Raw genomic sequence first — 24,629 nt, 5'->3', positions numbered from 1 at the left:
ACCACTTCGGTGGTCACCAAGAAGCCTGGAAGACATCACTGTCCTCCGGGTTTTTTTGTATCAGGCACCCGGCCGCCCGCATGACGGGACCTTGCCGGAGGCCGCACGTACAATGGCCGCGCTGCCGGCCCGCCAGCAGCCCCTTCCCCACCTGCCGCTTCGGCGTAGACCGATGCCGGCGCTGCATGCCATTGCCCCGGCGTGCGACACCTGCAAGGACCACCGATGAGTTCCTCCACTTCCGATTCGCCGTCGCTGCTGCACGGGCGCGTCCTCGCGTTCGCCGCGATCCTGCTGGCAGCGATCAACCTGCGCACCGCGGTCACCTCGATCACCCCGCTGCTGGACGTGCTCGGCCAGCAGTTCGGCTTCGGCACCACCATGACCGGTGTACTGGGCATGCTGCCGACCGCCTCGTTCGCGCTGTTCGGCGTCGCCACGCCGGCACTGGCCCGGCGCCTCGGGCTGGAGCGCACCACGCTGCTGGCGATGGTGATGGCAATGGCCGGCCTGCTGCTGCGTTCCAGCGCCGGCAACGTCGGCACGCTGCTGTTGGGTTCGGTGGTGGCACTGGCCGGCATGGGCATCGGCAACGTGGTGGTGCCGCCGTTGGTGAAGCGCTATTTCGCCAACAAGGTCGGCACCATGAGCACGCTCTACATCAGCGTGCTGCAGCTGGGCACGATGCTGCCGGCGCTGCTGGCGGTGCCAGTGGCCAACGCCGCAGGCTGGCGCGTGTCGCTGGGCATGTGGGCGCTGCTGGCGCTGGCTGCCGCACTGCCGTGGCTGGTGCTGGCCACGCGCGCGCCGAAGCCGCAGTCCAACGCGTCCGATCCGACCGCGCAGCCGCACGGCAAGGTCTGGCGCACGTCGCTGGGCTGGAGCATGACGCTGATGTTCGGCATGACATCGCTGATGACCTACTCGATGTTCACCTGGCTGCCGCGCATCGTGGTCGAGGCCGGTGGCACGCCCGCGTTCGGCGGCGTGATGGTCGCCGTGTTCTCGGCACTGGGCCTGCTGCCGTCGCTGGTCATTCCGTCGATGGCGGTGCGCCTGCAGAACCCGTTCCCGCTGGTGCTGATCGGTTTCTTCTCGTTCGTGATCGCCTTCACCGGCCTGCTTGTGGCCCCGATGAAGGCGCCGCTGCTGTGGGCCTGCCTGCTCGGCGTCGGTCCGTCCACCTTCCCGCTGGCGCTGACCCTGATCAACCTGCGCACCCGCACCCCCACCGGCTCGGCCGCGCTGTCCGGGTTCATGCAGGGCGTGGGCTACAGCTTCAGCTGCCTGGGGCCGTTCCTGGTCGGCTGGCTGCACACCGTCAGCGACGGCTGGACGATCCCATTCAGCTTCCTGTTCGGCTGCGCCACCCTGATGCTGTGCGCCTCCTGGGTGGCCTGCAAGCCGCGCAAGCTGGAAGACCTCTGGTAAGCCACGTGGGGCCTCGCAACCGGCCCCACCTACCGCTCGTCAGCCCGTCTGCGCATTTTGACGCCGGGCTGACAATTCCGGGCGGATAGTGCCCACGAATGCCCATCCTTGCCGCGTGCCGGCATCGGGCATGGGGGCGGCAGCGCCGCCCAGGCCACCACTCGGTGTGCGGGGGACTCTCGTTTCAGACAAGACATTGCAGGTCGCTGTCCTGGTTTCGCCCATCCCTGCTGGATGGGAGTTCGCGAGGGGAGTGACGCAGGCCACGGCCATCCCAAAATCTGGCATGTGATGTGCGTCACATTTTTCAGGTTGTCTGGTTCGGAAGCCAAGGGGGTCCCCAATGGTTGTCCACCGCCGGCTGGCGCTCTGCGTCGGCCTTGCCTGTACCGCCCTGGCCTGGGCCAGCAGCGCTGCCCCGCCTGACCGCGAGGCGGCCCTGGCCGAGATCGGCCGCTACCGCGACCAGGCCCGTTGGCTGGATGCGCTCGGCGCGATCGAGCGCGCCAGCCAGCAGCAGCCCAACGACGACCTGCTGTTCAAGCTGCGCGTCCTGACCCTGGGCGACATCGGCAATGCCTGGCGCGCCTGGGAGCTGTACCAGCAGCGCCCGCAACTGTTCGACGCTGCTCAGAAGCAACGCATCGAAGGCGACTACCTGGCCAAGCTGGTGGTCTGGAGCCTGGCCTACAGCAGCAGCGAAGACAGCCGGCTGGAAGAAGCCGAATCGACCCTGGCGCGCATGCAGCGCTATCTGGGCAGCGAAGGCACCCCACCTGTGCAGGCGCCATTGCGCATCCGCATGGACCGGCTGATCCTGCTCAACCGGCTGGGCCGCCATGCGCAGGTGCGAGAGGAAGCCCGCGCACTGCAGGCTGAAGGCCATGCCCTGCCCGACTATGTTCTGCCTGCGGTCGGCGATTCGCTGATGGGCACGCTGCATCCGGAAGAAGCCATTCCGGTGCTGCAGGCGGCCGTCGCAGGCGATCCGACGCGCGACGCCTCGCATTCGGAACTGGCTTACGCCTACCTGGAAAGCGAGCAGCAGGAAAAGGCCGTCGACCTGCTGCAGGCGTGGCGCGACAAGGAACCTGCCTGGCGCTGGAGCAACGGCAAGTCGCCGTATCCAAACTGGTCGCGCTACGAAGCCGACCTCAACCTGGCGATGGTGCGCGCCTACAGCGGTGACCTGCCCACCGCGCAGCGCGATCTGGAATCGATGGTCGACATCGCACCGGGCAACGGCGGCCTGCAGAGCGCGCTGGGCAGCGTGTACATGATGCGCGGCTGGCCACGCAGGGCGCTGCAACGGCAACAGATGGCGCATGCGCTGGACCCGCGCGACATCGAGCCACGGCTGGGCATGCAGGAAGCCTACGTCGCCCTGCAGCGCGATGACCTGGCGCGACCGCTGCACGACGATCTGGTCGCGCGCTACCCCACCCAGCCCGCCGTCGAACGCATGGACCAGGCCTGGCGCGCGCACCGCGGTTGGCAGCTGAAGGCATGGACCGACATCGGACGCAGTTCCGGCGGTGGTGGCACCTCGCCACTGGGCAACGACGACCGCCGCTATGGCATGGAAGTCCAGACACCCGTACTCGACGATCGCTGGCGGCTGTTCGCCTTCGCTGACCGGCGCTCGGTCGATTTCCAGGACCAGCGCATCGACCCGCTGTGGCTGGGCGCGGGCGTACGCTACCGATTCGGCCGTCTGGATGCGGAAGCTGCAGTGCTGCGCGCCAACGACCACATCGGTGATACCGGCCTGCGCGTCGGCGTGGGCTGGCAGTTCAACGACTACTGGCATGCCGGACTGACCGCCGCACGCAATGATCCGGATGCATCAATGCAGGCGCGCGTGGCCGGCATCACTGCCGACAGCGTCAGCGCGCAGGTCGACTACCGGCGCAGCGAACGCACGCACTGGATGTTCGGCGCCAGCCGCTTCCGCTACGACGATGGCAACCATCGCGAACTGTTCAGCACCAGCGTCGAGCAGCGGCTGCTGACCCGCCCACGGTGGCTGATCGATGGCCTGGGCAGTGCCTACACCAGTCGAGGCAGCCGCGATGATGCTCCCTACTTCAACCCGAAGCGTGATCGCATGGTCGAGATCGGCCTGCGCATCGACCAGCAGTTGTGGCGCCACTACGAACGCCACTTCCGCCACCGGCTGACCGTCTCGCTGGGCGATTACTGGCAGGACGGCTTCGGCAGTGCACTGGTGCCGTCGGTGTCATACATGCACGAGTGGCAGCTGGGCCAGGGCCGCGTGTTCGAGTATGGCGTGCGCTGGTCGCGGCCGGTCTACGACGGCCATCGCGAACGCCATATCGGCTTCGAAGCCGCACTGCGCTGGGGAGACTGACATGACCCGCATCCTGCGCCTGATCGTGCTCCTGCTGCTGTCGGCTGCGCCGCCGGCCTTCGCGCAGCAGGCCCTGCATCTCGATGCGATCGACAACGGCCTGTTGATCCTCAGCTACCACGACATCCGCGATCAGGTCGCAGCCAAGGGGGATGCCGATACCTATGCGGTGAGCACGCAGAACTTCGCCGCCCATCTGGACTGGCTGGGGGCACACGGTTACCACCCGGTGTCGCTGTCGCAGGTGATCGACGCCTCCCGGGGACGCGCCACGCTGCCACCGAAACCGGTGCTGCTGACCTTCGATGACGGCCTGCGCAGCGTCTACGACAAAGCCTTCCCGTTGCTGCAGGCTTACCGCTATCCGGCGCTGGTGGCGGTGATCACCGACTACGTGGACATGGCACCTGGCCGCACCATCGACTATGGCTACCGGCCGTTCGGCCGCGACGACTTCATCACCTGGGCACAGCTGAAGCAGATGCACGACAGCGGCCTGATCGAAGTGGCCAGCCATACCGACGACCTGCACCACGGGGTGCTCGCCAACCCACAGGGGAACTCCACCCCGGCTGTCGTGACCCGCGTTTACAACCCCGCCACGCGCAGCTATGAGAGCGAGGCGCAGTACGCGCAACGCCTGCGCGCCGATCTCTCGCGCAGCGTGCAGCGCATCGAGCAGCATCTGGGCGTGCGCCCGCGCGCCATCGTCTGGCCATACGCGGCCTACAACCAGTTGAGCAACGACATCGCCGAGCAGCTGGGCATGCCGGTGTCCTTCGATCTGGAGGGCCGCAGCACGCCGGTGGCCAGCGACCTGCATGGCCTGGCGCGCTTCCTGGTCAGCGACAACCCGACCGTGGAGGGGCTGGCCTACGAGCTGCGCCGCGACGTCGCGCTCGATGGCATCCGTGCCCTGCAGATCGACCTGGATGATGTCTACGATCCGGAGCCCGCACAGCAGGCGCGCAATCTGGATGCACTGATCGAGCGGGTCAAGCGCATCGCACCGACGCACGTCTACCTGCAGGCGTTCGCCGATCCGGACGGCAACAACACCGCCGATGCACTGTACTTCCCCAACCGCCACATGCCGATGCGCGCGGACCTGTTCAGTCGCGTCGCCTGGCAACTGAAATCGCGTGCGGGGGTGAAGGTCTACGCATGGCTGCCGGTACTCGGCTTCGAGCTGCCCGACCCGGTGCAGCGCAAGGCGCTGGCGATCCGCAACGGCGATGCCGATGGCATGTACCGGCTGGACTTCACCAATCCCCAGGCGCGCCAGGTCATGCTCGACCTCTACGAGGATCTGGCGGTCAACTCCTACTTCGAGGGCCTGCTGTTCCATGACGATGGGTACCTGCGCGATACCGAGCTGCCCACGCTGGCAACCGGCGATGGGGGCAGCGCACGCACGCAGGCGTTGATCGACTTCACCCTGGCGCTGCGCAACAGCGCGCAGCGCTGGCGGCCGAAGCTGGCCACGGTGCGCAACCTGTACGCGGAGCCGGTGCTGCGCCCGCAGAGCGAAGCCTGGTTCGCGCAGCGCCTGGACCTGTTCAACAAGGCCTACGACCAGACCGCACTGATGGCGATGCCGTGGATGGAAGGCAGCAAGCATCCGGAGCGCTGGCTCGACCAGTTGCTGGCCGCGGTGCGTGCACATGACCCACAGCTGCAGCACACCCTGTTCGAACTGCAGACCGTCGATTGGCGCAGCGGGCAACCGATTCCCGCCGAGCGACTGCGCGCGCAGATCCGCCAGCTGCAGGCGCAGGGCGTGCACCACTTCGCCTGGTACCCGGACGACTTCATCGCCGACCAGCCCTCCACCCGCGATGCCCGCGCGGCAATGTCCGCCGGCAACTTCCCGTACCCGGAGAAGTGACATGGACATGCATCCGTTGCTGCAGGTCCTGTTCCAGTTCGCCTTCTACTACCCGATGGTGATGGCATTCTTCTGGATGTCGGGCGGCCTGTATTACTACTTCCGGCGCGAACGCCATTCGCGCCCACGCAACGACCCGCCGCTGATGGTCGATCCACCGTTCGCGAGCCTGCTGATTCCCTGCCACAACGAGTCGGCAAACCTCGACGATACACTCGGCGCGGCGCTGGCACAGCGCTACCCGGCCGACTATGAGGTGATCGCCATCGACGACGGCAGCAGCGACGACACGGGTGCGCGGCTGGACGCCCTGGCGGCAAAGCACCCACGGCTGCGCGTGCTGCACCTGGACCGCAACCTCGGCAAGGCCAATGCGCTGCGCATGGGGGCGCTCGCCGCACGCTCGGAATACCTGGTGTGCATCGACGGCGACGCGATGCTGGAAGAACACGCGCTGCACTGGATGATCTGGCACCTGGTCAGCGGCAACCGGGTCGGCGCGGTCACCGGCAACCCGCGCATCCGCAACCGCTCCACCCTGCTCGGACGCCTGCAGGTGGCCGAATTCTCCTCGATCATCGGCATGATCAAGCGCGCGCAGCGGGTGTACGGGCGCATCTTCACCATCTCCGGCGTGATCGCCGGCTTCCGCCGCACCGCCCTGCACCAGGTCGGCTGGTGGTCCGATGACATGGTGACCGAAGACATCGACATCAGCTGGCGCCTGCAGCGCGCGCACTGGGACATCCGCTACGAACCCAACGCACTATGCTTCATCCTGATGCCGGAAACCCTGAAGGGACTGTGGCGGCAGCGGCTGCGCTGGGCCCAGGGCGGCGTGGAGGTGATGCTGCGCCACGCCCGCTCGCTGCTGCACTGGAAGGAGCGGCGCATGTGGGGCGTACTGCTGGAGTACGTGCTCAGCGTGATCTGGGCCTACACCATGTTGTTCATCGTGGTGCTGTGGGCGCTGGGCAAGTTCATCGAACTGCCCCCGCAACTGCATATCGCCAGCCTGCTGCCGGAGTGGCATGGCGTGATCCTGGCCCTGGTCTGCCTGCTGCAGTTCGCCAGCAGTCTGATCATCGACCGTCGTTACGAAACACAGATTGGACGCAACTACTTCTGGGTCATCTGGTACCCGATGGCGTACTGGTTGATCAGCCTTTCCACCACCCTGGTGGCGTTGCCGAAAACCCTGCTGCGCCGTCGCAGCAAGCGCGCCACCTGGACCAGTCCCGATCGGGGGATCCGATGAACGCACAACGCCCGTCCAACCGCTTCGACTCGCGGATGATCCGCAAGCCGCATCGCCAACCACGCTTCCAGCGCACCGCCTGGGGCTTCGTCACCCTCGCGTTCTGGGGGTTCTACTTCTACCTGTGGGCCCCACTGGTCACCCTGGTGTCGTGGCTGGTCGGCGGCCAGCTGGCCTGGCAGCAGCTGTACGAACGGCAAAGCCAGTTCGACCCCTATGTGCTGGTGGCGTTGCCGCTGATGCTGCTGTGCGCCAGCGTACTGCTGATCGGCTGGGCCGAGTACAACCGCGCGCGCTTCCGCGGCCACGACCGGCGCCTGCCGCGGCCGCTGGCCAGCCTCAACGAAGTGGCCGCCGACCTGGGGGCCAGCACCGGGCTGGCCGAGCGCCTGCTGGGCTGCAAGGCCGCCACGCTGCACATGGACGATCATGCGCGGCCGATCGGCATCCGCCGCGAGGTGGTGTAACTCGATTGCCCTGGGTGCCGACCCTGGTCGGCACTTGCTTTGGTAGATGCCGACCTTGGTCGGCGTTCGCTCTGGTGGGTGCCGACCTTGGTCGGCACCGGGGTCTACCGCGAAGAGCATCCACGCATGGCGTGGATCTACGTGCGGGTCTGCCCTTCGCCGCGCACAACGAAGCGCTCGACGGTGAGTGCCTCCAGCCCCATCGGGCCATACGCGTGCAGGCGCGTGGTGGAGATGCCGATCTCGCTGCCCAGGCCCAGCTGGCCGCCGTCGGAGAAACGCGAGGACGCATTGACCATCACCACCGCCGAGCGCAGTGCGTTGATGAAGCGCTCGGCATGGCCGGCGTCTTCGGTGGCGATCACTTCGGTATGGTCTGAGGTGTAGGCACGGATGTGCGCAATGGCAGCGTCGAGATCGTCAACCACGCGTACCGCCAGCACCAGATCAAGGAACTCGGCGGCATAGTCGTCTTCAGTGGCCAACATGCTGCCCGGCAGCAGCGGCTGCGCCTGCGCATCGGCGCGCAGCTGCACGCCGCGCTCGCCGAGCGCCTGCGCCACGCGCGGCAGGAACGCTTCGGCCACCTCGCGGTGCACCAGCAGCGTTTCCAGCGAGTTGCAGGCTGCAGGGCGGCTGCACTTGCCATCCACCAGCAGGTCAATGGCCTTGCCGAGGTCGGCGCTGGCATCCACGAACAGATGGCACACGCCCTTGTAATGCTTGATCACCGGCACCCGCGCATGCTCGGCGACGAAGCGGATCAGGCCTTCGCCGCCACGCGGAATGGCCAGGTCGATCAGCTCATGCAACTGCAGCAGTCCCAGCATCGCTTCGCGGCGCAGGTCGGTCAGCACGGTCACCGCAGCCGGCGGTACGCCGTTGGCCTTCAATGCGCCGGACAGCGCCTGGGCGATGGCGGTGTTGGAGTGGATCGCCTCGGAACCGCCGCGCAGGATCACGCCATTGCCGGCCTTCAGGCACAGCGCGGCCGCTTCGGCGGTCACGTTCGGGCGCGCCTCGTAGATCATCGCGATCACCCCCAGCGGCACGCGCACCTTCTGCACACGGATGCCGTTTGGACGCACATCGTCGCGGGTGACCTGGCCGACCGGATCGGGCAGCGCAGCGACCTCACGCACGGCTTCGGCCATCGCGAACAGGCGTGCCGGGTCCAGCGCCAGGCGGTCGAGCATGGCACTGCCAACGCCCTTGTCGCGCGCGGCGGCGAGGTCACGTGCATTACCGGCCAGGATCAGCCCGGCATTCACTTCCAGTGCCTGCGCCATTGCCAGCAGCAGCGTGCGGCGGGCCGCACTGTCGAGGCCGGCAACGATCTGGGCCGCGTCACGGCAGGCACGCGCCTGCGCTTCGATTTCGCTCATCGGGGTGTCCTTCAAACCGGTCATGGCAGCACCAGATCGTCGCGATGGACGACACTGCCACCGTAGTTGTAGCCCAGCACGGCCTCGATGTCGCGCGAATGGCGACCGGCGATCCGGCGCACATCATCGGCGGCGTACTGGCTGACACCGCGGGCGATGCAGACACGGCCCTGTGGTGCATTCCAGCACACCTGCACCATATCGCCACGCCGGAACGCGCCCTCCGCACCGGTGATGCCACCGGGCAGCAGCGAGGCGCCCTTCTCGCGCATGGCCTGTGCCGCACCGGCATCGATCACGATCGCGCCTTCGGTCAGCGGTGCATGCCGCAGCCAGTGCTTGCGGGCCGCCTCGCGGCTGCGCGCGGCGTGGATGCGGGTGCCGAACAGGCGGTCCTGCGCCAGTGCACGCACCACGTCGCTGCTGCGGCCGTTGAAAAGGTAGGTCTCGATGCCGAGACGACCCGCCTTGGCCGCCGCCTCAAGCTTGGTCCGCATGCCGCCGGTGCCGGCGCGCGACCCTGCGCCGCCGGCCATCGCCAGCACCTCGTCACTCAGTTCCGGCACGTCGTGCAGTGGCCGCGCATCGGCCACGGTGCGCGGGTCCGCGCTGTACAGGCCGTCGATGTCGGTGGCAATGAACAGTGCATCGGCATCGACCAGCGCGGCCACGGTGGCGGCCAGGTTGTCGTTGTCGCCGAGCTTGAGTTCGTCCACCGACACGGTATCGTTCTCGTTGACCACCGGCAACGCGCCCAGCCGCAGCAACTCATTGAGCGTGGCGCGTGCGTTGAGGTAGCGGCGGCGGTTGCGCAGGTCGTCGTGGGTCAGCAGCACCTGCGCCACGGGGCGCTCGAAGAAGCGCTGCCAGAGCCCGATCAGCTGCGCCTGGCCGAGCGCGGCCAGGGCCTGCCGCGCCGCCATCGCCGCACCGGGTTCATCGGCCCGCGGCAGGATCGCGCGCCCCGCCGCAACCGCGCCGGAAGACACGATCACCACCTCGCGTCCGGCCAGGACGTTGGCGGAAACAAACTGGGCCAGGCCCAGCGCGTGGCGTGGCGACAGGCCGCCGCCATCGGCCGCCAGCAGGCTGCTGCCGACTTTCAGCACCGCACGCCGCCACGGCGGCAGCGCTTGTTCGGGGAACGGCGAGGCGACGTGGGCAGCGTGCTGGATCATCGGTCAGACTCTCAGCGGGTGTTCCATTCGTGCACGGTCAGCGCGGAGGCCTGCATCGTCACCAGCGGATCGGTGGCGACGATGGCCTGCGCCTGCGCCAGGCTGTCCACATTGCACAGCACATAGGCGCCACCGCTGCCATCGGCAAAACCGCCGGTCAGCTGCAGCTTGCCCTGTGCCTGCAACGCATCGAGAAAGTCACGGTGCGGCTGCACGGCGGCGGCGTTGAAATCGGGCCGGCGCATGGCCAGCACCAGGTAGACGGTGCCGGCCATCAGGACAGCGCCTGCCAGCGCGCGTGCAGTTCGTCCAGGCGCAGGTCGGCGGCCGAACCCGGCGATACGCGTGCGGCCAGGCTGCCTTCCGGGGTACGCCCCTGGCCTGCGCTGTCGGCACCGGCGGCAGCAGCCTTGTAGGCCTCGCGGAACGGCACACCGGCCACGGCCGCTTCCACCGCCACATCGGTGGCGTACATGCCCGAGTCGATTGCCGCGCGAACCTTGTCGTCGCGCCATTCCAGGTTGGCCAGCAGCGCAGGCAGCAGTTCCAGCGCCGACAAGCCGCGACCGAAGCCGTGGAAGATGGCGCCCTTGGACGACTGCAGGTCGCGGTGATAGCCCGACGGCAGCGACAGCAGCTGCTCGATCTCGGTACGCGCGGCGGCGACGCTGGCGTGGGTCGCGCGCATCAGCTCGATCACGTCCGGATTGCGCTTGTTGGGCATGATCGAACTGCCGGTGGTGTACTGCGCCGGCAGCGCGACGAAGCCGAACTCGGCGCTGGTGAACAGCGACAGGTCCCAGGCAATGCGGCGCAGGTCCAGCGTGGCGCCGCCCAGCGCTTCCAGCGCGGCCAGCTCGAACTTGCCGCGCGACAGCTGCGCGTAGATCGGCGAGATCTGCATGCGGGCGAAACCGAGCGCGGCCGTGGTGTGCTCACGGTCCAGCGGCAGGTTCACACCGTAGCCGGCAGCCGTGCCAAGCGGATTGGCGTCGACCAGCGCATGGGTGTCGCGCGCGCGGATGGCGTTGTCGATGAAGGCCTCGGCCCAGCCGGCCCACCACATGCCGGCCGACGACACCACGGCACGCTGGATATGGGTATAGCCGGGAACCGGAAGGTCCTTCTCGGCCCGCGCGCGGTCCAGCGCGACCTTGGCAACCTCGGCGCTGAGCTGGGCCACACGCAGCAGCTTCTCCTTCAGCCACAGGCGGGTGGCAACCAGGATCTGGTCATTGCGGCTGCGGCCGGTGTGGATCTTGCGGCCGGCATCGCCAAGGCGTTCGGTCAGGCGCGCTTCGATCGCCGAGTGACCATCTTCGTACTGCGTGTCCAGCACGAAGCGGCCTTCACGGAAGTCCTGCGCCAGCACGTCGAGCTCGCGCAGCAGGCCCGCCAGCTCATCGGCGCTGAGGATGCCGATGTGCTGCAGGCCCTGTGCATGCGCGGCGCTGGCGGCGATGTCGTGCAGGAAGAATTCGCGATCGAGGATCACGTCATCGCCGGCGAGGAAGGTCTGGATCTGGGCGTCGACGGCGACGCCGGGCTTCTGCCAAAGAAGGTCTGCCATGGGGGCTCCGGAATACGTGTTCAGTGCGGGATCGACGTCAGTTCGTCGATGCCCAGCGCGAGGTTGAGGTTCTGCATGGCCTGGGTGGCCGCGCCCTTGAGCAGGTTGTCCAGGGTCGCCACCACCACCACCCGCTTGCCGCCCGGGGCCAGGGTGAAGCCACCGACCTGCGCACCGTGGCGGCCGGCGATGCGGCTGACCCACGGCGCTTCATCCACTACCTCGATCAGCGGTTCGCCCGCATAGGCCTGCTGGAAGCGCTCGACGATCTGTTCGCGGGTCTGCACGCGGTTCAGCCACAGGTTGGCGGTGAGCGTGATGCCCCGGAAATGCGGCGCGACATGCGGCATGAATTCAACCGCCACGCCCAGCTGGACCGACACTTCACGCTCGTGCACGTGGTTGGTCAGCGCATACGGCATCAGGTTGTCGGCGAGCAGTTCGACGTTGTTCTTGTCCGACGGCGTGGTGCCGGCGCCGGAATAGCCGGACACACCGAAGCACTGCGGCGGGCCGGCCAGCAGGTCCAGCAGCGGATGCACCGCCAGCTGCATCGCCGTGGCATAGCAGCCCGGGTTGCTGATGTGCTTCTGGCCGTTGTAGCGGCCTCGGGTCAGCTCCGGCAGGCCGTAGTACCAGCTGTTGTCGAAGCGGTAGTCGGCCGACAGGTCGACGATGACGGTGTCCGGCTTCGCCGCTTCCAGTGCGGCCACGAACGGTGCGGCCAGGCCGTTGGGCAGGGCCAGGATCACCGCGTCCACGCCCTTGGCGGCCACCGCGTCGGCGTCCAGGTTCTCGTACTGCAGCTCGCCCTGGAATTCCGGATGGTGGTCGGACAGGCGCTGCCCGGCGCGTTCGCGCGAGGACACGAAGGCCAGCTTCAGCCGCGGATGTGCGGCCACCAGCTTGATCAGCTCGGCACCGGTATGGCCACGGGCGCCGACGATGCCCAGGGTGAAAGTCGAATCGTTCATGCGTGGCTGTCCAGGCGGTACTGCAGGTGGCGCTTCACGCCCTGCCATTCCGTATCGATGATGGAGAAGATGACGGTGTCGCGCGGCGTGCCGTCGGCGTGCCGCTTGTGGTTGCGCAGCACGCCGTCCTGCTTGGCGCCGAGGCGGGCGATGGCGGTGCGCGAGGTGAAGTTGAACCAGCTGGTTTCCAGCACCAGGCTGATGCAGCCCATGGTTTCGAAGGCGTGCTGCAGCAGCAACAGCTTGGTTTCAGTGTTGACGCCGGTACGCTGCACGCGCGGTGCATACCAGGTGTAGCCCAGGCTGAGCTTGGGCACGCCGGCATCCAGGTCGTAGAAGCGGGTGGTACCCACGATGTCACCCGCCGCATCGAGGATCACGAACGGCAGCACCTTGCCTTCCGCCTGCGCCTGCAGCGCGGCCTGCACATAGTGCTCGACCCGCTCCGGCGAAGGCACCTGGGTATACCAGAGCTGGTCCAGGCCGCTGCCCTCCACGGCGGCGCGCAGGCCAGGCACATGCTCGGGCTGCAGCGGCTGCAGTGTCACGTGCTGGCCGCGCAGGGTGGGAATCGTAGTCCAGTGATCGGAATGGTCCATCATTCAGCCCTGCAGGCTCGGTGCGCGCTGGGCGCAGTGGTCGACATAGGTGCTGATCCGGTCGATGCCATCGGCGCCGTACCAGAACACCTTCCAATGGCCCTGCTTGTAGCAGCCATCGGATTCAGCATAGTAGAAGTGATTGATCGGGTTGCCATTGCGCGAACGCCAGAACAGCTGCGGCGTTTCATCCCGCATCACGTTCCATACCGCGCGGCCGAGGCCTTCACCCTGTGCATCATCGAGCACGGCGAACTTGTCCAGGTACACGCCCTCGGCTTCGTCAGTGAGGATCACCGCGGTGCGGTAGTTCTCGCTGACATAGGCGCGCAGCAGCTTGGTCTTCTGGAAATAGTCAGGCACCAGCGTGCGGCCGAAGCTGGATTCGATCAGGCCCTTCAGCCGTGGCAGGTCCAGCTCGTTCCACGCGGTGGCGCGCAGCACCTTCTCGCCCTTGCGCACCAGCGTGCCCGAGCCCTTGTGGGTGAACAGTTCCTTGGCCAGGTCAGCCGGGCGCGTGATGGACACCGACGATTCCAGCGGCAGGCGGTCGAGCAGATCCTTGATCTGTTCGATCTTCACCTTCATGCCACCGTGGATCCACGGCTGCGCGATCAGGTGGTCGTACTCGGTGGACAGGTTGATCGAATCGATCACGCTGCCCTGCTCGTCCAGCAGGCCGCCGGTGCCGGTCAGGAAAATGATCTTGTACGGCTGAAGCTCCTGCACCAGCTCGTTGGCGGCGAAGTCGGCGTTGACGTTGAGGATCTGGCCACCCGCGGTTTCGCCCAGGCTGGTGATGACCGGGATAGAACCGGCGCGCAGGCTGGCCTCGATCGGCGCCAGGTTGACCCGCTTCACTTCACCGACCAGGCCGTAGGTGTCCACGTCCAGGTACTCCGCCTCGAACACGCCGCCGGTGATCGAAGTGGCGCGCGCACCGTTCTGCTGCAGCGCTTCGACCAGGCGCAGGTTGGACTGCTGGAACACCCGGCGCACGATCGCCAGCGCCTCCGGCGAGGTCACGCGCAGACCGTTGACGGTCTGCTTTTCGATACCGGCGGCCGACAGCTCGGCATCCAGCTGCGGGCCGGCGCCGTGCAGCACGATCGGGGTCAGGCCGACTTCCTGCAGGAACGACAGCGAAGAGGTCAGCGCGTCGAGATCGTCGCGCAGCACCGCGCCGCCGACCTTGACCACGGCAAAGCGCTTGGCGTCCAGCTGCGAGAAGCGCTTGAGGTACTGGCTGATCTCCTTCGCGCTGGCCATGCTGGAAAGCAGGCGCACGATGGTCTGGCGGGTCTGGCGGTGGGGCTGGAGGGCAGGAGACATTTCGGTTTCGTCACAGGCGGCGGTCGCCGCGTTGCAGTTCCACCCGGCCAGGGCCGGGCGGCGTTGTGGGGTCGATCAGGCGCCGGCGGCGATGATGCGGTGCACGGCGTCGGTGTAGCGCTGCAGCTGCTCCAGCGTCACGAACTCATCGGCGGTGTGGGCCTGGGCGATGTCACCCGGGCCGAACACCAGCGTGGTGTAGCCGCCGGCCGAGAACAGCGAGGCTTCGGTCCAGAAGTCCACCGCGTTGCCGATCGGCAGTTCCAGCGCATCGGCCACGTCGCGTGCCAGCAGACGGCGGTTCTCGGCCTCGGCGATGTCACCGGCCGGCAGGCTGGGGCCACGGAAGGTTTCGGTGAACAGTGCCGCTTCCGGTTCGGCAAAACCGGCGAAGGTCGCCAACAGGCCATCGATGTCCATCGACGGCAGCGGACGGAACCCGAACCGCACTTCGGCGGCCGGCGCGATCATGTTGGCCTTGATGCCACCTTCCACGCGACCGATGTTGAAGCGCAGGCCGGTCAGCCCGCCGAAGCGCGCCGAGGCCAGCGATTCCACATGGTCCAATGCGCGGTTGCCCCAACGCATGGCCTGATGCAGCGCGCTGGCGGCCGCATCCTGCTTGCCCGACGCGTGCCCGGCGCGGCCGGCGAACTGCATCAGCACCGAACTGATGCCACGGTGCGCCAGCACCGCTTCGCTCATGGTCGGCTCCGCCACCAGCACCGCTTCATATGGCAGGCCACGGGCCAGGAACGCGGCGATGCAGCGCGGATCGTTGGCTTCTTCGTCGCTGGAGAACAGGAACGCGGCATCGCCATCACTGGCGTTGGCCGCGGCCACCAGTGCAGCGGCGGCGCCCTTGATGTCACACACGCCCAAGCCGACCACACGGTCGTCCAGACGCCGCATCACGTGCGGGTCGGCACTCCAGTGCGGCGAATCCGGCACGGTATCCAGATGCACGTTGAACAGGTACTTCGGCGTACCACGCACGGCGTACAGGCTGACCGCACCGGCGCCATGGTCGATCACCTCGACGTTGAAGCCGGGCAGGTTCGCGCGCAGGTAATCGAAGATGCCACCGGTGGTGATCGCACGCGGCGGGTTGCGGGTGTCGAAGGACACCAGGGCCTGCAGGTGATCGAGCGTCTGTTCAAGCATGTGTCTGAATATCCGTAGGGTTCGAAATCGGTAGTGCCGGCCGCTGGCCGGCTCCGCAATGATCCAGCCGTGCCACGAGCCGGCCAGCGGCCGGCACTACCCTCCATCGATGTTGCGAGGCGCCGGCCAGCGGCCGGCACCCCGTCACAGGTCAACCACGATTGACCTGCGCATAGACAGTGGAGCTCATCCCGAACAGCTTGATGAAGCCCTCGGCCTCCTCCACGCCCCAGTCGGCCGACTGCGCGTAGGTGGCGCCCTTGGTGTTGAGCAGGTGCGGCGACTTCACCGCCACTGCATCGACGCGGCCGCCGCGGGTTTCCAGCACCACTTCGCCGTTGACCTTGGCCTGCGAGGACTTCAGGAAGGCCTCGATGTCGGTCTTCAGCGGGTCGTGGTAGAAGCCTTCGTAGACCAGCTCCACCCACTTGCGCGCCACGTCCGGCTTGAAGCGGTTCTGCTGCTTGGTCAGCACGGCATCTTCCAGCGCGCGGTGCGCGGCCAGCAGCGACACCAGGCCCGGGGCCTCGAACACGATGCGACCCTTCAGGCCGATCACGGTGTCGCCGGTGTAGACACCGCGGCCAACGCCGTACGGGGCGAACAGCTTGTTGAGCTGGGCCAGGATCTGGTCGCCCGGCAACGCCTTGCCGTTCAGTTCGACGGCTTCGCCCTCGACGAACTTCAGGGTCACGTTCAGCGCCTGCTCCGGCCACTCGCTGCGCGGTGCGCACCAGCCACGGGCGCCCTCGCCCGGAGCTTCCCAACGGTCGATCTCGCCGCCGGACATGGTCAGGCCCAGCAGGTTCTCGTTGATGGTGTAGGCCTGCTGCTTGGCACGCACGCCGAAGCCGCGCTCTTCCAGGTACTTCTGCTCGTAGGCGCGGGTCTGGGTGTGTTCCTTCTGGATCTCGCGGATCGGCGCGATGATCTGGTAGTCACCCAGGGCCTTCACCGCCAGGTCGAAGCGGACCTGATCGTTGCCCATGCCGGTGCAGCCGTGGGCGATGATGTTGGTGCCCAGTTCGGCGGCACGCTTCAGCGCGGCATCGACGATCAGGTAGCGGTCCGAGACCAGCAGCGGGTACTGGCCCTGGTAGCCCTCACCGGCCCACACGAACGGCTTGACGAAGCCTTCCCAGATGGCCGGGCCACCGTTGACGGTGACGTGGCTGGTCACGCCCAGCTCGGCGGCGCGCTTCTCGATGAAATCACGCTCTTCATCATCCACGCCGCCGGTATCGGCGAACACGGTGTGCACGTTGTAGCCGCGCTCCTGCAGGTACGGCACGCAGAAGCTGGTATCCAGGCCGCCGGAGAAGGCGAGAACGACGTCTTTGTTGCTCATGGGGATCAGGTCCACTTGGGGGATGGGAATTCGGTAGAGCCGACCGCTGGTCGGCTGAAATGTTGGATGCGCCGCTGCGGGAGCAGCCGACCAACGGTCGGCTCTACCCCTTGTTTGATTCAGCGCCCGGCAACCGCCGCCATGATCGCCTTCTGCACGTGCAGGCGGTTCTCGGCTTCGTTGATGGCGATGCACTGCGGCGAATCCATCACCGCGTCGGTGGCCTTCACGTTGCGGCGCAGCGGCAGGCAGTGGCTGAACACACCGTTGTTGGTCAGCGCCATCTTCCGCTCGTCCACGATGAAGTGCTTGAACTGGTCGCGGATCGGCTTTTCCGGTTCCCAGTTGCCGAAGAACGGCAGCGCGCCCCAGCTCTTGGCGTAGACCACGTCGGCACCGGCGTAGGCGCTGTCGATGTCATGGCTGATCTTCAGCGAGCCGCCGCTCTCGGCCACGTTCTGCTCGGCCCAGCCCATGTAGCGGTCGTCGAGGATGTAGTCGGCGGTCGGGCACAGCAGGGTCACGTCCATGCCCATGCGGGTGGCGATGGTCAGCGCCGAATTGGCGACTGCGGTGTTCAGCGGCTTGGGGTGGTAGGTCCAGGTCAGCACGTACTTCTTGCCGCGCAGGTCCTGGGTGCCGAAGTGCTCCTGCAGGGCCATGATGTGGGCCAGCTCCTGGCACGGGTGGGTGATGGTCTCCATGTTGATGACCGGCACCGGCGAGTACTTGGCGAAGCTGTTGAGGACGATGTCCTGGCGGTCGTAGGCCCAGTCGATGAACTTGGGGAACGCACGCACGGCGATGATGTCGCAGTAACGGCCCAGCACCTTGGCCACTTCAGCGATGTGCTCTTCGGTATCGCCGTCCATCACCGTGCCGAGGTTGAACTCGATCGGCCACGCATCCTTGCCCGGCTGCAGCACCACCGCGTGGGCACCCAGCTGGAACGCACCCAGTTCAAAGCTGGTGCGGGTGCGCATGGACGGATTGAAGAACACCAGCGCGATCGACTTGCCCTTGAGCTGGTCGCCGAGCTTGTTGCGCTTGAACAGCGCGGCCTGGGTCAGCAGCGCGTCGAGCTCGCTGCGGCTCCAGTCCTGGGTGTTCAGGAAGTGCTTGGGGGACATCATCTTTCCTTGCGTGGCGGCGCCGGGTTCGACGCGGTGGAAGGGAAAACAGGAAGCAAAGGTGGAACGAAAAGGTTGCAGTTGCAGCTTTCATGACGCGGAAACGAAAAAACCCAGCCGGCGGGCTGGGTTTTTTTCGGACGAACAGCAAAAAGCTCCGGTTACCCAGCGAGGATGTGGGGTTCCGGTCGACGCGCACGCGAGGTCATGCCCGACGCCTGTCGGGCTGCGCTGCTGTCGTGCTGGAAGTCGGTGAGCTTCATGGTCAACCATCTTTGCATGCGGCCGGGGCCGACGCAAGGGGCCGGGGTCGCAGAATCAGGGATTGCCGGCGGCGCCCTGCTCGGGGCCGACCCAGGGGGTGATCGACACCCGGATCTTGAGCCGGTTGCCGGGGTCTTCCGGCAGCCGCGAGCGGTACTTGGTGCCCTTGTAGACGTAGTCCACGTCGTAGGCGATGGGCCGGCGGAATTCACGTCCCACCGGCACGATGCGACAGTCGCGGGTCAGCATCGGACCATTGTTGGCCGGTGCCGGCGCCGGGGCCGGTGACTCGGCGGCGGTGTCCTCGGAGACCTCTTCATCGCTGCGCTTGAACATCGAGCGTACCGAGTCCCAGAAGCGGCTGATCCGTCCCTTGTCCTCGACCGGCTCCTCACCAGTGACATTGACCGGCGCCAGGGTCCGGGTCGAGACCGGCTCGCAGTGTTCTTCGGTACGGGTCGCGCGCAGGGTCTGGAACACGGGTTCGACGTTCAGTACCTGCGCGTAGTCGAACTTCACGTTCTCCACGATCACCACCCGGTTGCGGGGCTCGGCCTCCTGCGCCTGGGCCACGGCGGCCAGCGCCGACAGGCAGGCCAGGGTCAGCAACGCGGTGGATTTCATTGGCGAAGGGAGCAAGGACACGGCAATAGTGTAGGCAGTGGCGAGCGCAAGGGGCTGAACATTACCCGTCCACGCTGCTCCTGCCCACCCCACCCTGATTGGACCCGGCGTCCACCGGTGGCAGGCGGTGCCCCCAAAGGGGGCCGACACGTTCTAAAATCACAGGCTTGTCCCCCAGCCACAGCCCCATGACCCTGCGCCTGCACAACAACCTGACTCGCCAGCTCGAACCGTTCACCCCGCTCGACCCGGCCTGTCCGACCCTGTATGTGTGCGGCCCGACGGTCTACAACTACGTGCACATCGGCAACGCCCGTGGCCCAGTGGTGTTCGGGGTGCTGGCCGATCTGCTGCGGCGCCGTTTCGGTGGCCTGCGCTACGCGCGCAACATCACCGACGTGGACGACAAGATCAACAACGCCGCGCGTGAGCAGGGCGTGCCGATCAGCACCATCACCGACAGGTTCGCCGCCGCCTACCGTGAAGACATGGCCGCGCTGGGCGTGGTGCCGCCGGACATCGAGCCGGAAGTGACCGCGCACATCCCGCAGATCATCACCATGATCGAGCAGCTGATCGCCAATGGTCATGCCTACGCCGCCGAAGGCCACGTGCTGTTCGCGGTGGCCAGCTTCGAAGGCTACGGCAAGCTCTCGCGCCGCGACCCGGAAGAGATGCTGGCCGGCGCCCGCGTCGACGTGGCCCCGTACAAGCGCGACCCAGGCGATTTCGTGCTGTGGAAGCCGTCCAGCAACGACCTCCCTGGCTGGGAGTCTCCCTGGGGCCGTGGCCGCCCGGGCTGGCATATCGAATGCTCGGCGATGGCCGCCGCCCACCTGGGCGAGACCATCGACATCCATGCCGGCGGCGTCGATCTGCAGTTCCCGCATCACGAGAACGAGCTTGCGCAGAGCGAATGCGCCCACGGCGGCAAGATCTTCGCCCGCTTCTGGCTGCACAACGGCATGCTCAACTTCGGCGGCGCCAAGATGAGCAAGTCGCTGGGCAACATCGAACGCGTGCACGACCTGGTCCGCCAGCACCCGCCGGAAGCGCTGCGCCTGGCCCTGCTGTCGGCCCACTACCGGCAGCCGCTGGACTGGTCCGATGGCCTCATCGAGCAGTCGGTGCGCACCCTGGATGGCCTCTACCGAGCTATCAGGGAATTTGCCAATGTCGACGCCACCCCAGTGATCCCGCAAGCAGTCGAGGACGCGCTCAATGACGACCTCAACACTCCGAAAGTGCTGGCAATACTCGCTGAATCGGCTCGAAAGCTAAGGCACGCAGGTGCCCCGGCGGGCGGCCCGGACTATCCCCGCGAGGGTGAAAAGCTGGCACAGCTAAGCCGCCTGAAGGGCGAACTGCTCGGTGCCGGCCTGGCCCTGGGCCTGCTGCAGGCCGATCCGGCGCAGTGGTTCGGCACCGCGGCCAGCGATGATGGCGAAGATGCCCGCATCCAGGGCCTGATCGACGAGCGTGCCGCCGCCAAGCAGGCACGCGACTTCGCCCGTTCCGACGCCATCCGCGACCAGCTGGCCGCCGAAGGCATCGTGCTGGAAGACACCCCGCAGGGCGTGCGCTGGTCGCGCAAGCGCGGCTGACCCACCCTGCCCCGTGGCCGGTCCGCCGGCCACGCTCCACTGTAGAGACTGTTGTGACCGACTCCCCGTTCCCGCTTGAACCCACCGCCGCCGAGGCCCAGACCGCCATCGCCGAGGAATTCGGCTTCTTCGGCGACTGGTCCGAGCGCTACCAGTATCTGATCGACCTCGGCCGTAAGCTGCCCGCCTTCCCGGACGAATGGAAGACCGAAGAGCACCGCCTGCTCGGCTGCCAGTCGATGGTCTGGATCGTGCCGGAAGGCAATGCGCAGTCGCTGCGCTTCCACGCCATCAGTGATTCGGCCATCGTTTCCGGCCTGATCTTCCTGGCCCTGCGCGTGTACTCCGGGCGCTCGGCGCAGGAGATCCTGGATACCGAGCCCAGCTACATCCAGGACATCGGCCTGGCCCGCCACCTCTCGCCCACCCGCAGCAACGGCGTGGCGGCGATGCTGGCCTTCATCCGCGAGACCGCGCAGGCCCAGCTGCAGCGCGACCCGTCGTGAGCGAACCCGCCACGGCCGAAGACACCGCGCTGGGGCTGCTGTCCCGGCCCGGTTTCGCCAAGCTGCTGGCCTACCGCATCTTCGCGATGCTGTCCTACCAGGTGGTCGCGGTCACCGTCGGCTGGCACATCTACGAAGTCACCCGCAATCCCTTCTCGCTGGGCCTGGTTGGCCTGGCCGAGGTGCTGCCGTTCTTCTGCGTCGCACCGTTCGCCGGTTATCTGGTCGACCACCTGCCGCGCCGCCGGCTCGGCATGGTCGCCTGCTCCGGGTTGATCGCCACCGCGCTGGTGTTGACCGGCGTGGCCAAGGGCTGGCTGCCGTTCGAAGGCGTGTGGCCGATCTATGCGGCCATTGCGCTGACCGGCATGGTCCGCGCCTTCCTGTCGCCGATCTACAACGCACTGTTCGCCCGCGTGCTGGCCCGTGACCAGTTCGCGCGTGGCGCTGGCCTCGGCGCCGTGGTGTTCCAGGCCGGCATGGTGGCCGGTCCAGCATTGGGTGGCGTGCTGGTCGGCTTCGGAGGCAAGGGCCTGTCCTACGCGGTGGCCACGGGCTTCGCGCTGGTGGCGATGGCCTGCCTGGCCACGCTGAAGGTGGAAGAACCGGTGCATACCGGTCCAGCCGCCCCGATCTTCAAGAGCATCGCTGAAGGCGCGCGCTTCGTGGTCGGCAACCGGATCATGGTCGGGGCGATGGCGCTGGACATGTTCTCGGTGCTGCTGGGCGGCGTGGTGGCGATGCTGCCGGCGTTCCTGCACGAGATCCTGCACCACGGCCCGGAAGGCCTGGGCATCCTGCGCGCGATGCCGGCGCTGGGCTCGGTCTGCGTTGGCCTGTGGCTGGCGCGCCACCCGCTGCACCGCAATGCCGGCCGCGTGCTGCTGTTCGCGGTGGCCGGCTTCGGCCTGTGCGTGATCAGCTTCGGGCTGTCGCAGCACTTCTGGCTGTCCGCGCTGATCCTGTTGTTCTATGGGGCCTTCGATGGCGTGTCGGTGGTGATCCGCTCGACCATCCTGCAGCTGGCCACGCCGGAAGAGATGCGCGGGCGGGTGTCGTCGATCAACGGCATCTTCATCAGTTCGTCCAACGAACTGGGCGCGTTCTATGCCGGCACGATGGCAAAGCTGCTCGGCCTGGTGCCGGCAGTGGTGCTGGGTGGGTTCGCGGTGCTGAGCGTGGCCGGGATCACGGCGTGGAAGAACCCGACGTTGCGGAAGCTGAATCTTCGCGACCTGCAGTGAGCCTGTAGAGCCGAGCCCATGCTCGGCTGCGTATTTCCGTGCGCCCACGCGCCGGTAGCGCCGGGCCATGCCCGGCGGGCTCTTTCCGTGACCGCGGTGGGGTGTCGCTTTTCTTTTCGCGCGAAAAGAAAAGTAACCAAAAGAAACGCGCCGCCATCCGCGAGCCGGCGCTACGCGCCGGTGCCCTGTGCTCCTCGGTGAATCAGGGGACGGCGCCGAACTCGCTGCGCTCAAACAGCGGCGCCTCTTCGCCCCTGAATCCCCTGCGGTGCTCGGCTCGCTACAAGGCGGACCCAACAGCCGCGAGCGCACGCATGACCGCCCTTGGTAGAGCCAAGCCATGCTTGGCTGCTTTTGCTTTTGCTCTTCTTTGCCCGCGCCTTCGACCCGAGCCGGGCACGGGCTAGGCTTTACAGCAACCGCGCACACAGGCTCCCTCCTATACCCGGAAGGCCCCGTTCTACCCAGCCAACCACACCCAACAAAAAACCCGGCCGAGGCCGGGTTTTTCGCATGACCAGACAACGATCAGGAATCAGTCGCCCTGCTGCTTCTGCAGGTGCTCCCAGCGCTCCTGGGCGTCGATGGTGCGTTCGGCGGTGAGGCGCGCTTCCAGGCGCTCCAGGCCGATTTCTTCGCCGGTGTCGACGCAGTAACCGTAGTCGCCGGCTTCCAGGCGCTTCAGGGTGCTGTCGATCTTGCCGATCAGCTTGCGGTAGCGGTCACGGGTACGCAGTTCCAGCGAGTTCTCGGTCTCGCGGGTCGCACGCTCGGCTTCGTCGCCGATGTCACGCACTTCCTCGCGCAGGTTCTCGATGGTCTGCTTGGACTCTTCCACCAGGTCCGCACGCCAGTTCTGCAGGCGCTGACGGAAATATTCCTGCTGCAGCGGGCTCATGTATTCCTCCTCCGAGGACGGCTTGTAGCCAGCCGGCAGGATCGGGCGGCCGGTGGCCTCGTCGGTCTTGTACTCGACCACCTTGTACTTGCTGCGCGGGGCCGGTGCCGCCGAGCGGGCGGCGACGGCCACGGCAACCTTGCCGACAGGGCGCGACACGGTCTTCGGGGCGGAATCGGATTTCACGGCGGTTTTGGCAGGCGATTTCGAAACGGGCACGGGATTCTTGGATTGCGGGGCCTTCGAAGCAGCAGGAGCGGCGGCCGGGGCCGGCTTGGGGGCCGGTTGGGCTGCTGCCACTGCCACGGTCTTGGCCGGGACAGGCTTGGCCGGAGCCGGCTTGGGGGCAGGCTTCGGTGCGGACTTCACTACGGGGGCCGGGGTCGGCTTTGCGGCCGGCGCGGCAACATTCTTGGTGACTTTCTTTACAGCGGCAGGCGTGGCCACCGGTTTAGCCGCAGCAACCTTCTTCGCTGCAGGTTTGGCGACCGGCTTGGCCGCAGCCTTCTTCACCGCCGCCTTCGGCGCCGGCTTGGCTGCTGCCTTCTTCGCCACCGGCTTGGCGGCGGCCTTCTTCACCGGCGCGGCCTTGCTGGCGGCTTTCTTCACCACCGGCGCCTTCTTGCTGGCAGCAGCAGGCTTGGCCTTGGCGGGCGCAGCAGCCTTCTTCGCCACCGGCTTGGTTGCCTTGACCGGCGTTTTCTTTGCGGTGGCCTTCCTGGCCGCCGGTTGCGAGGACGCTGCCTTGGTCGCCGGCTTGCTGGCCGGTTTCCTGGCAACGGGCTTTGCCGCCAACTTCTTCACAACAGGCTTGGCGGTTTTCTTGGCGGCCGTTGCGGCCTTCTTTGCAGTTTTTTTAGCAGCCACGAAACGCTCTTCCTTGGATTCCCCGGGGCCCGGGAAAGCGGGCCTTTATAGCCTACCCGACCCGCAGCAGCAACCTCGACCCCCTGCTCCATTCAGTCCTGGAGTCAAGGCGCCCTTGGAGGCAGTCCGACGAACACGGACCGCCTTGCGCGGTACGGAACCTGGCCAGCACCCGAAGGTACTGGTACCGGTCGCAGGCCATCGGCGACATGCGACCAACGGCCCATCCTGCACAAATGCGGCCTTCATGCCAACTGGCATAAGATGACTGGGTGATCTCGCGCCTGCTCATTGCCCTGCTGCGCTTCTACAAGCGCTTCATCAGCCCCCTGCTGGGGCCACGTTGCCGTTTCGTGCCGAGCTGTTCTGAATACGCGATGGACGCCATCTCGCGGCACGGCCCGCTGCGCGGAAGCTGGCTGGCTGCGCGCCGGCTGGGCCGCTGCCACCCGTTCCATCCCGGCGGCTTCGACCCCGTGCCCGAGTCCCCCAACGCCCCCTCTTGCCGTTGCACAGGAAAACACTGA

At 67.0% G+C, this 24,629-nt stretch carries 21 protein-coding genes; 9 read left to right on the top strand and 12 right to left on the bottom strand.

Annotation, left to right across the window (positions count from 1 at the left end; all coding sequences use genetic code 11):
- Positions 1-225 precede the first annotated feature (225 nt).
- The 5 genes from ACX9OT_RS06175 (at position 226) to pgaD (ending at position 7,415) form a co-directional block, all read left to right on the top strand.
- The gene (locus ACX9OT_RS06175) at positions 226-1,431 is read left to right on the top strand and encodes a CynX/NimT family MFS transporter (RefSeq protein ID WP_459001421.1); all 1,206 of its coding nucleotides are present in this window, start codon (positions 226-228) and stop codon (positions 1,429-1,431) included.
- Positions 1,432-1,774: 343 nt separating this feature from the next.
- A complete protein-coding gene (pgaA, locus tag ACX9OT_RS06170) occupies positions 1,775-3,802 on the top strand; it encodes a poly-beta-1,6 N-acetyl-D-glucosamine export porin PgaA (RefSeq protein WP_459001419.1) in 2,028 nt (675 codons plus the stop codon).
- A 1-nt stretch (position 3,803) separates the two neighbouring features.
- The gene (pgaB, locus tag ACX9OT_RS06165) at positions 3,804-5,690 is read left to right on the top strand and encodes a poly-beta-1,6-N-acetyl-D-glucosamine N-deacetylase PgaB (protein WP_458075179.1); all 1,887 of its coding nucleotides are present in this window, start codon (positions 3,804-3,806) and stop codon (positions 5,688-5,690) included.
- 1 nt (position 5,691) lies between these two features.
- Entirely contained in the window at positions 5,692-6,948 is a 1,257-nt protein-coding gene (gene pgaC / locus ACX9OT_RS06160) for a poly-beta-1,6-N-acetyl-D-glucosamine synthase (protein WP_010486660.1), read from the top strand.
- Complete coding sequence (pgaD, locus tag ACX9OT_RS06155) at positions 6,945-7,415, top strand: poly-beta-1,6-N-acetyl-D-glucosamine biosynthesis protein PgaD (RefSeq protein ID WP_032129407.1); 471 nt, start codon at positions 6,945-6,947, stop codon at positions 7,413-7,415. Before pgaC ends, pgaD begins: the two co-directional genes overlap by 4 nt.
- A gap of 137 nt (positions 7,416-7,552) precedes the next feature.
- Here the strand turns inward: pgaD and ACX9OT_RS06150 are convergent, their stop codons facing one another.
- The 11 genes from ACX9OT_RS06150 to ACX9OT_RS06100 all read right to left on the bottom strand — a co-directional run bounded on the left by ACX9OT_RS06150 (position 7,553) and on the right by ACX9OT_RS06100 (position 18,983).
- Complete coding sequence (locus tag ACX9OT_RS06150; protein WP_459001416.1) at positions 7,553-8,824, bottom strand: glutamate-5-semialdehyde dehydrogenase; 1,272 nt, start codon at positions 8,822-8,824, stop codon at positions 7,553-7,555.
- Positions 8,821-9,978 carry a glutamate 5-kinase gene (proB, locus tag ACX9OT_RS06145; RefSeq protein ID WP_049401148.1) on the bottom strand — a complete coding sequence of 386 codons (1,158 nt, stop codon included), beginning with the start codon at positions 9,976-9,978 and terminating at the stop codon, positions 8,821-8,823. The genes ACX9OT_RS06150 and proB overlap by 4 nt, the downstream gene beginning before the upstream one ends.
- A gap of 11 nt (positions 9,979-9,989) precedes the next feature.
- Entirely contained in the window at positions 9,990-10,253 is a 264-nt protein-coding gene (locus tag ACX9OT_RS06140; RefSeq protein ID WP_032129404.1) for a YciI family protein, read from the bottom strand.
- On the bottom strand, positions 10,253-11,548 hold the full coding sequence (gene argH / locus ACX9OT_RS06135) for an argininosuccinate lyase (protein WP_121505061.1): 1,296 nt from the start codon (positions 11,546-11,548) through the stop codon (positions 10,253-10,255). Before argH ends, ACX9OT_RS06140 begins: the two co-directional genes overlap by 1 nt.
- Before the next feature lie 20 nt (positions 11,549-11,568).
- Positions 11,569-12,522: an N-acetyl-gamma-glutamyl-phosphate reductase gene (gene argC / locus ACX9OT_RS06130; protein ID WP_032129402.1), complete on the bottom strand. Its 954-nt coding sequence runs from the start codon at positions 12,520-12,522 to the stop codon at positions 11,569-11,571.
- Positions 12,519-13,121 carry a GNAT family N-acetyltransferase gene (locus ACX9OT_RS06125; protein WP_049401159.1) on the bottom strand — a complete coding sequence of 201 codons (603 nt, stop codon included), beginning with the start codon at positions 13,119-13,121 and terminating at the stop codon, positions 12,519-12,521. The genes argC and ACX9OT_RS06125 overlap by 4 nt, the downstream gene beginning before the upstream one ends.
- A 3-nt stretch (positions 13,122-13,124) precedes the next feature.
- Positions 13,125-14,453: an acetylglutamate kinase gene (locus ACX9OT_RS06120; protein ID WP_032129401.1), complete on the bottom strand. Its 1,329-nt coding sequence runs from the start codon at positions 14,451-14,453 to the stop codon at positions 13,125-13,127.
- 75 nt (positions 14,454-14,528) lie between these two features.
- Entirely contained in the window at positions 14,529-15,617 is a 1,089-nt protein-coding gene (locus ACX9OT_RS06115; RefSeq protein WP_032129400.1) for an acetylornithine deacetylase, read from the bottom strand.
- Positions 15,618-15,768: 151 nt separating this feature from the next.
- Positions 15,769-16,965, bottom strand: a complete 1,197-nt coding sequence (locus tag ACX9OT_RS06110; RefSeq protein WP_032129399.1) for an argininosuccinate synthase — start codon at positions 16,963-16,965, stop codon at positions 15,769-15,771.
- A 119-nt stretch (positions 16,966-17,084) separates the two neighbouring features.
- Positions 17,085-18,095, bottom strand: a complete 1,011-nt coding sequence (locus tag ACX9OT_RS06105) for an N-acetylornithine carbamoyltransferase (RefSeq protein WP_032129398.1) — start codon at positions 18,093-18,095, stop codon at positions 17,085-17,087.
- 318 nt (positions 18,096-18,413) lie between these two features.
- On the bottom strand, positions 18,414-18,983 hold the full coding sequence (locus tag ACX9OT_RS06100) for a glycine zipper 2TM domain-containing protein (protein WP_032129397.1): 570 nt from the start codon (positions 18,981-18,983) through the stop codon (positions 18,414-18,416).
- A 188-nt stretch (positions 18,984-19,171) separates the two neighbouring features.
- On the opposite strand from ACX9OT_RS06100, the gene cysS reads away from it, so the two are divergent.
- Genes cysS through ACX9OT_RS06085 form a run of 3 tightly spaced genes read left to right on the top strand, consistent with a single transcriptional unit; the run spans position 19,172 to position 22,337 of the window.
- Positions 19,172-20,587 (top strand): cysteine--tRNA ligase, encoded by a 1,416-nt coding sequence (gene cysS, locus ACX9OT_RS06095; RefSeq protein ID WP_459001409.1) that lies wholly within the window; start codon positions 19,172-19,174, stop codon positions 20,585-20,587.
- A 53-nt stretch (positions 20,588-20,640) separates the two neighbouring features.
- Positions 20,641-21,093, top strand: coding sequence for a SufE family protein (locus ACX9OT_RS06090; RefSeq protein ID WP_005410372.1), 453 nt, complete (start codon positions 20,641-20,643; stop codon positions 21,091-21,093).
- Positions 21,090-22,337 carry an MFS transporter gene (locus ACX9OT_RS06085; protein ID WP_032129395.1) on the top strand — a complete coding sequence of 416 codons (1,248 nt, stop codon included), beginning with the start codon at positions 21,090-21,092 and terminating at the stop codon, positions 22,335-22,337. Before ACX9OT_RS06090 ends, ACX9OT_RS06085 begins: the two co-directional genes overlap by 4 nt.
- Before the next feature lie 535 nt (positions 22,338-22,872).
- Here the strand turns inward: ACX9OT_RS06085 and dksA are convergent.
- Positions 22,873-24,102: an RNA polymerase-binding protein DksA gene (gene dksA / locus ACX9OT_RS06080; protein WP_107432038.1), complete on the bottom strand. Its 1,230-nt coding sequence runs from the start codon at positions 24,100-24,102 to the stop codon at positions 22,873-22,875.
- Between the two features lie 272 nt (positions 24,103-24,374).
- Here dksA and yidD point away from each other — a divergent pair, with 272 nt between their 5' ends.
- Complete coding sequence (gene yidD, locus ACX9OT_RS06075; protein ID WP_014037867.1) at positions 24,375-24,629, top strand: membrane protein insertion efficiency factor YidD; 255 nt, start codon at positions 24,375-24,377, stop codon at positions 24,627-24,629.

The sequence above is a fragment of the Stenotrophomonas genospecies 3 genome (assembly GCF_054473855.1).
This window is presented reverse-complemented; position numbering and strand designations above follow the sequence as displayed.

Excerpts from the sequence above, each read along its gene's own strand:
- argH (WP_121505061.1), bottom strand. The coding sequence starts at position 11,548 with ATGGCAGACCTTCTTTGGCAGAAGCCCGGCGTCGCCGTCGACGCCCAG.
- pgaB (WP_458075179.1), top strand. The coding sequence starts at position 3,804 with ATGACCCGCATCCTGCGCCTGATCGTGCTCCTGCTGCTGTCGGCTGCG.
- ACX9OT_RS06110 (WP_032129399.1), bottom strand. The coding sequence starts at position 16,965 with ATGAGCAACAAAGACGTCGTTCTCGCCTTCTCCGGCGGCCTGGATACC.
- proB (WP_049401148.1), bottom strand. The coding sequence starts at position 9,978 with ATGATCCAGCACGCTGCCCACGTCGCCTCGCCGTTCCCCGAACAAGCG.
- ACX9OT_RS06150 (WP_459001416.1), bottom strand. The coding sequence starts at position 8,824 with ATGACCGGTTTGAAGGACACCCCGATGAGCGAAATCGAAGCGCAGGCG.
- ACX9OT_RS06175 (WP_459001421.1), top strand. The coding sequence starts at position 226 with ATGAGTTCCTCCACTTCCGATTCGCCGTCGCTGCTGCACGGGCGCGTC.
- ACX9OT_RS06125 (WP_049401159.1), bottom strand. The coding sequence starts at position 13,121 with ATGGACCATTCCGATCACTGGACTACGATTCCCACCCTGCGCGGCCAG.
- pgaC (WP_010486660.1), top strand. The coding sequence starts at position 5,692 with ATGGACATGCATCCGTTGCTGCAGGTCCTGTTCCAGTTCGCCTTCTAC.
- pgaA (WP_459001419.1), top strand. The coding sequence starts at position 1,775 with ATGGTTGTCCACCGCCGGCTGGCGCTCTGCGTCGGCCTTGCCTGTACC.
- pgaD (WP_032129407.1), top strand. The coding sequence starts at position 6,945 with ATGAACGCACAACGCCCGTCCAACCGCTTCGACTCGCGGATGATCCGC.
- cysS (WP_459001409.1), top strand. The coding sequence starts at position 19,172 with ATGACCCTGCGCCTGCACAACAACCTGACTCGCCAGCTCGAACCGTTC.
- ACX9OT_RS06100 (WP_032129397.1), bottom strand. The coding sequence starts at position 18,983 with ATGAAATCCACCGCGTTGCTGACCCTGGCCTGCCTGTCGGCGCTGGCC.
- ACX9OT_RS06120 (WP_032129401.1), bottom strand. The coding sequence starts at position 14,453 with ATGTCTCCTGCCCTCCAGCCCCACCGCCAGACCCGCCAGACCATCGTG.
- ACX9OT_RS06140 (WP_032129404.1), bottom strand. The coding sequence starts at position 10,253 with ATGGCCGGCACCGTCTACCTGGTGCTGGCCATGCGCCGGCCCGATTTC.
- argC (WP_032129402.1), bottom strand. The coding sequence starts at position 12,522 with ATGAACGATTCGACTTTCACCCTGGGCATCGTCGGCGCCCGTGGCCAT.
- ACX9OT_RS06105 (WP_032129398.1), bottom strand. The coding sequence starts at position 18,095 with ATGTCCCCCAAGCACTTCCTGAACACCCAGGACTGGAGCCGCAGCGAG.
- ACX9OT_RS06115 (WP_032129400.1), bottom strand. The coding sequence starts at position 15,617 with ATGCTTGAACAGACGCTCGATCACCTGCAGGCCCTGGTGTCCTTCGAC.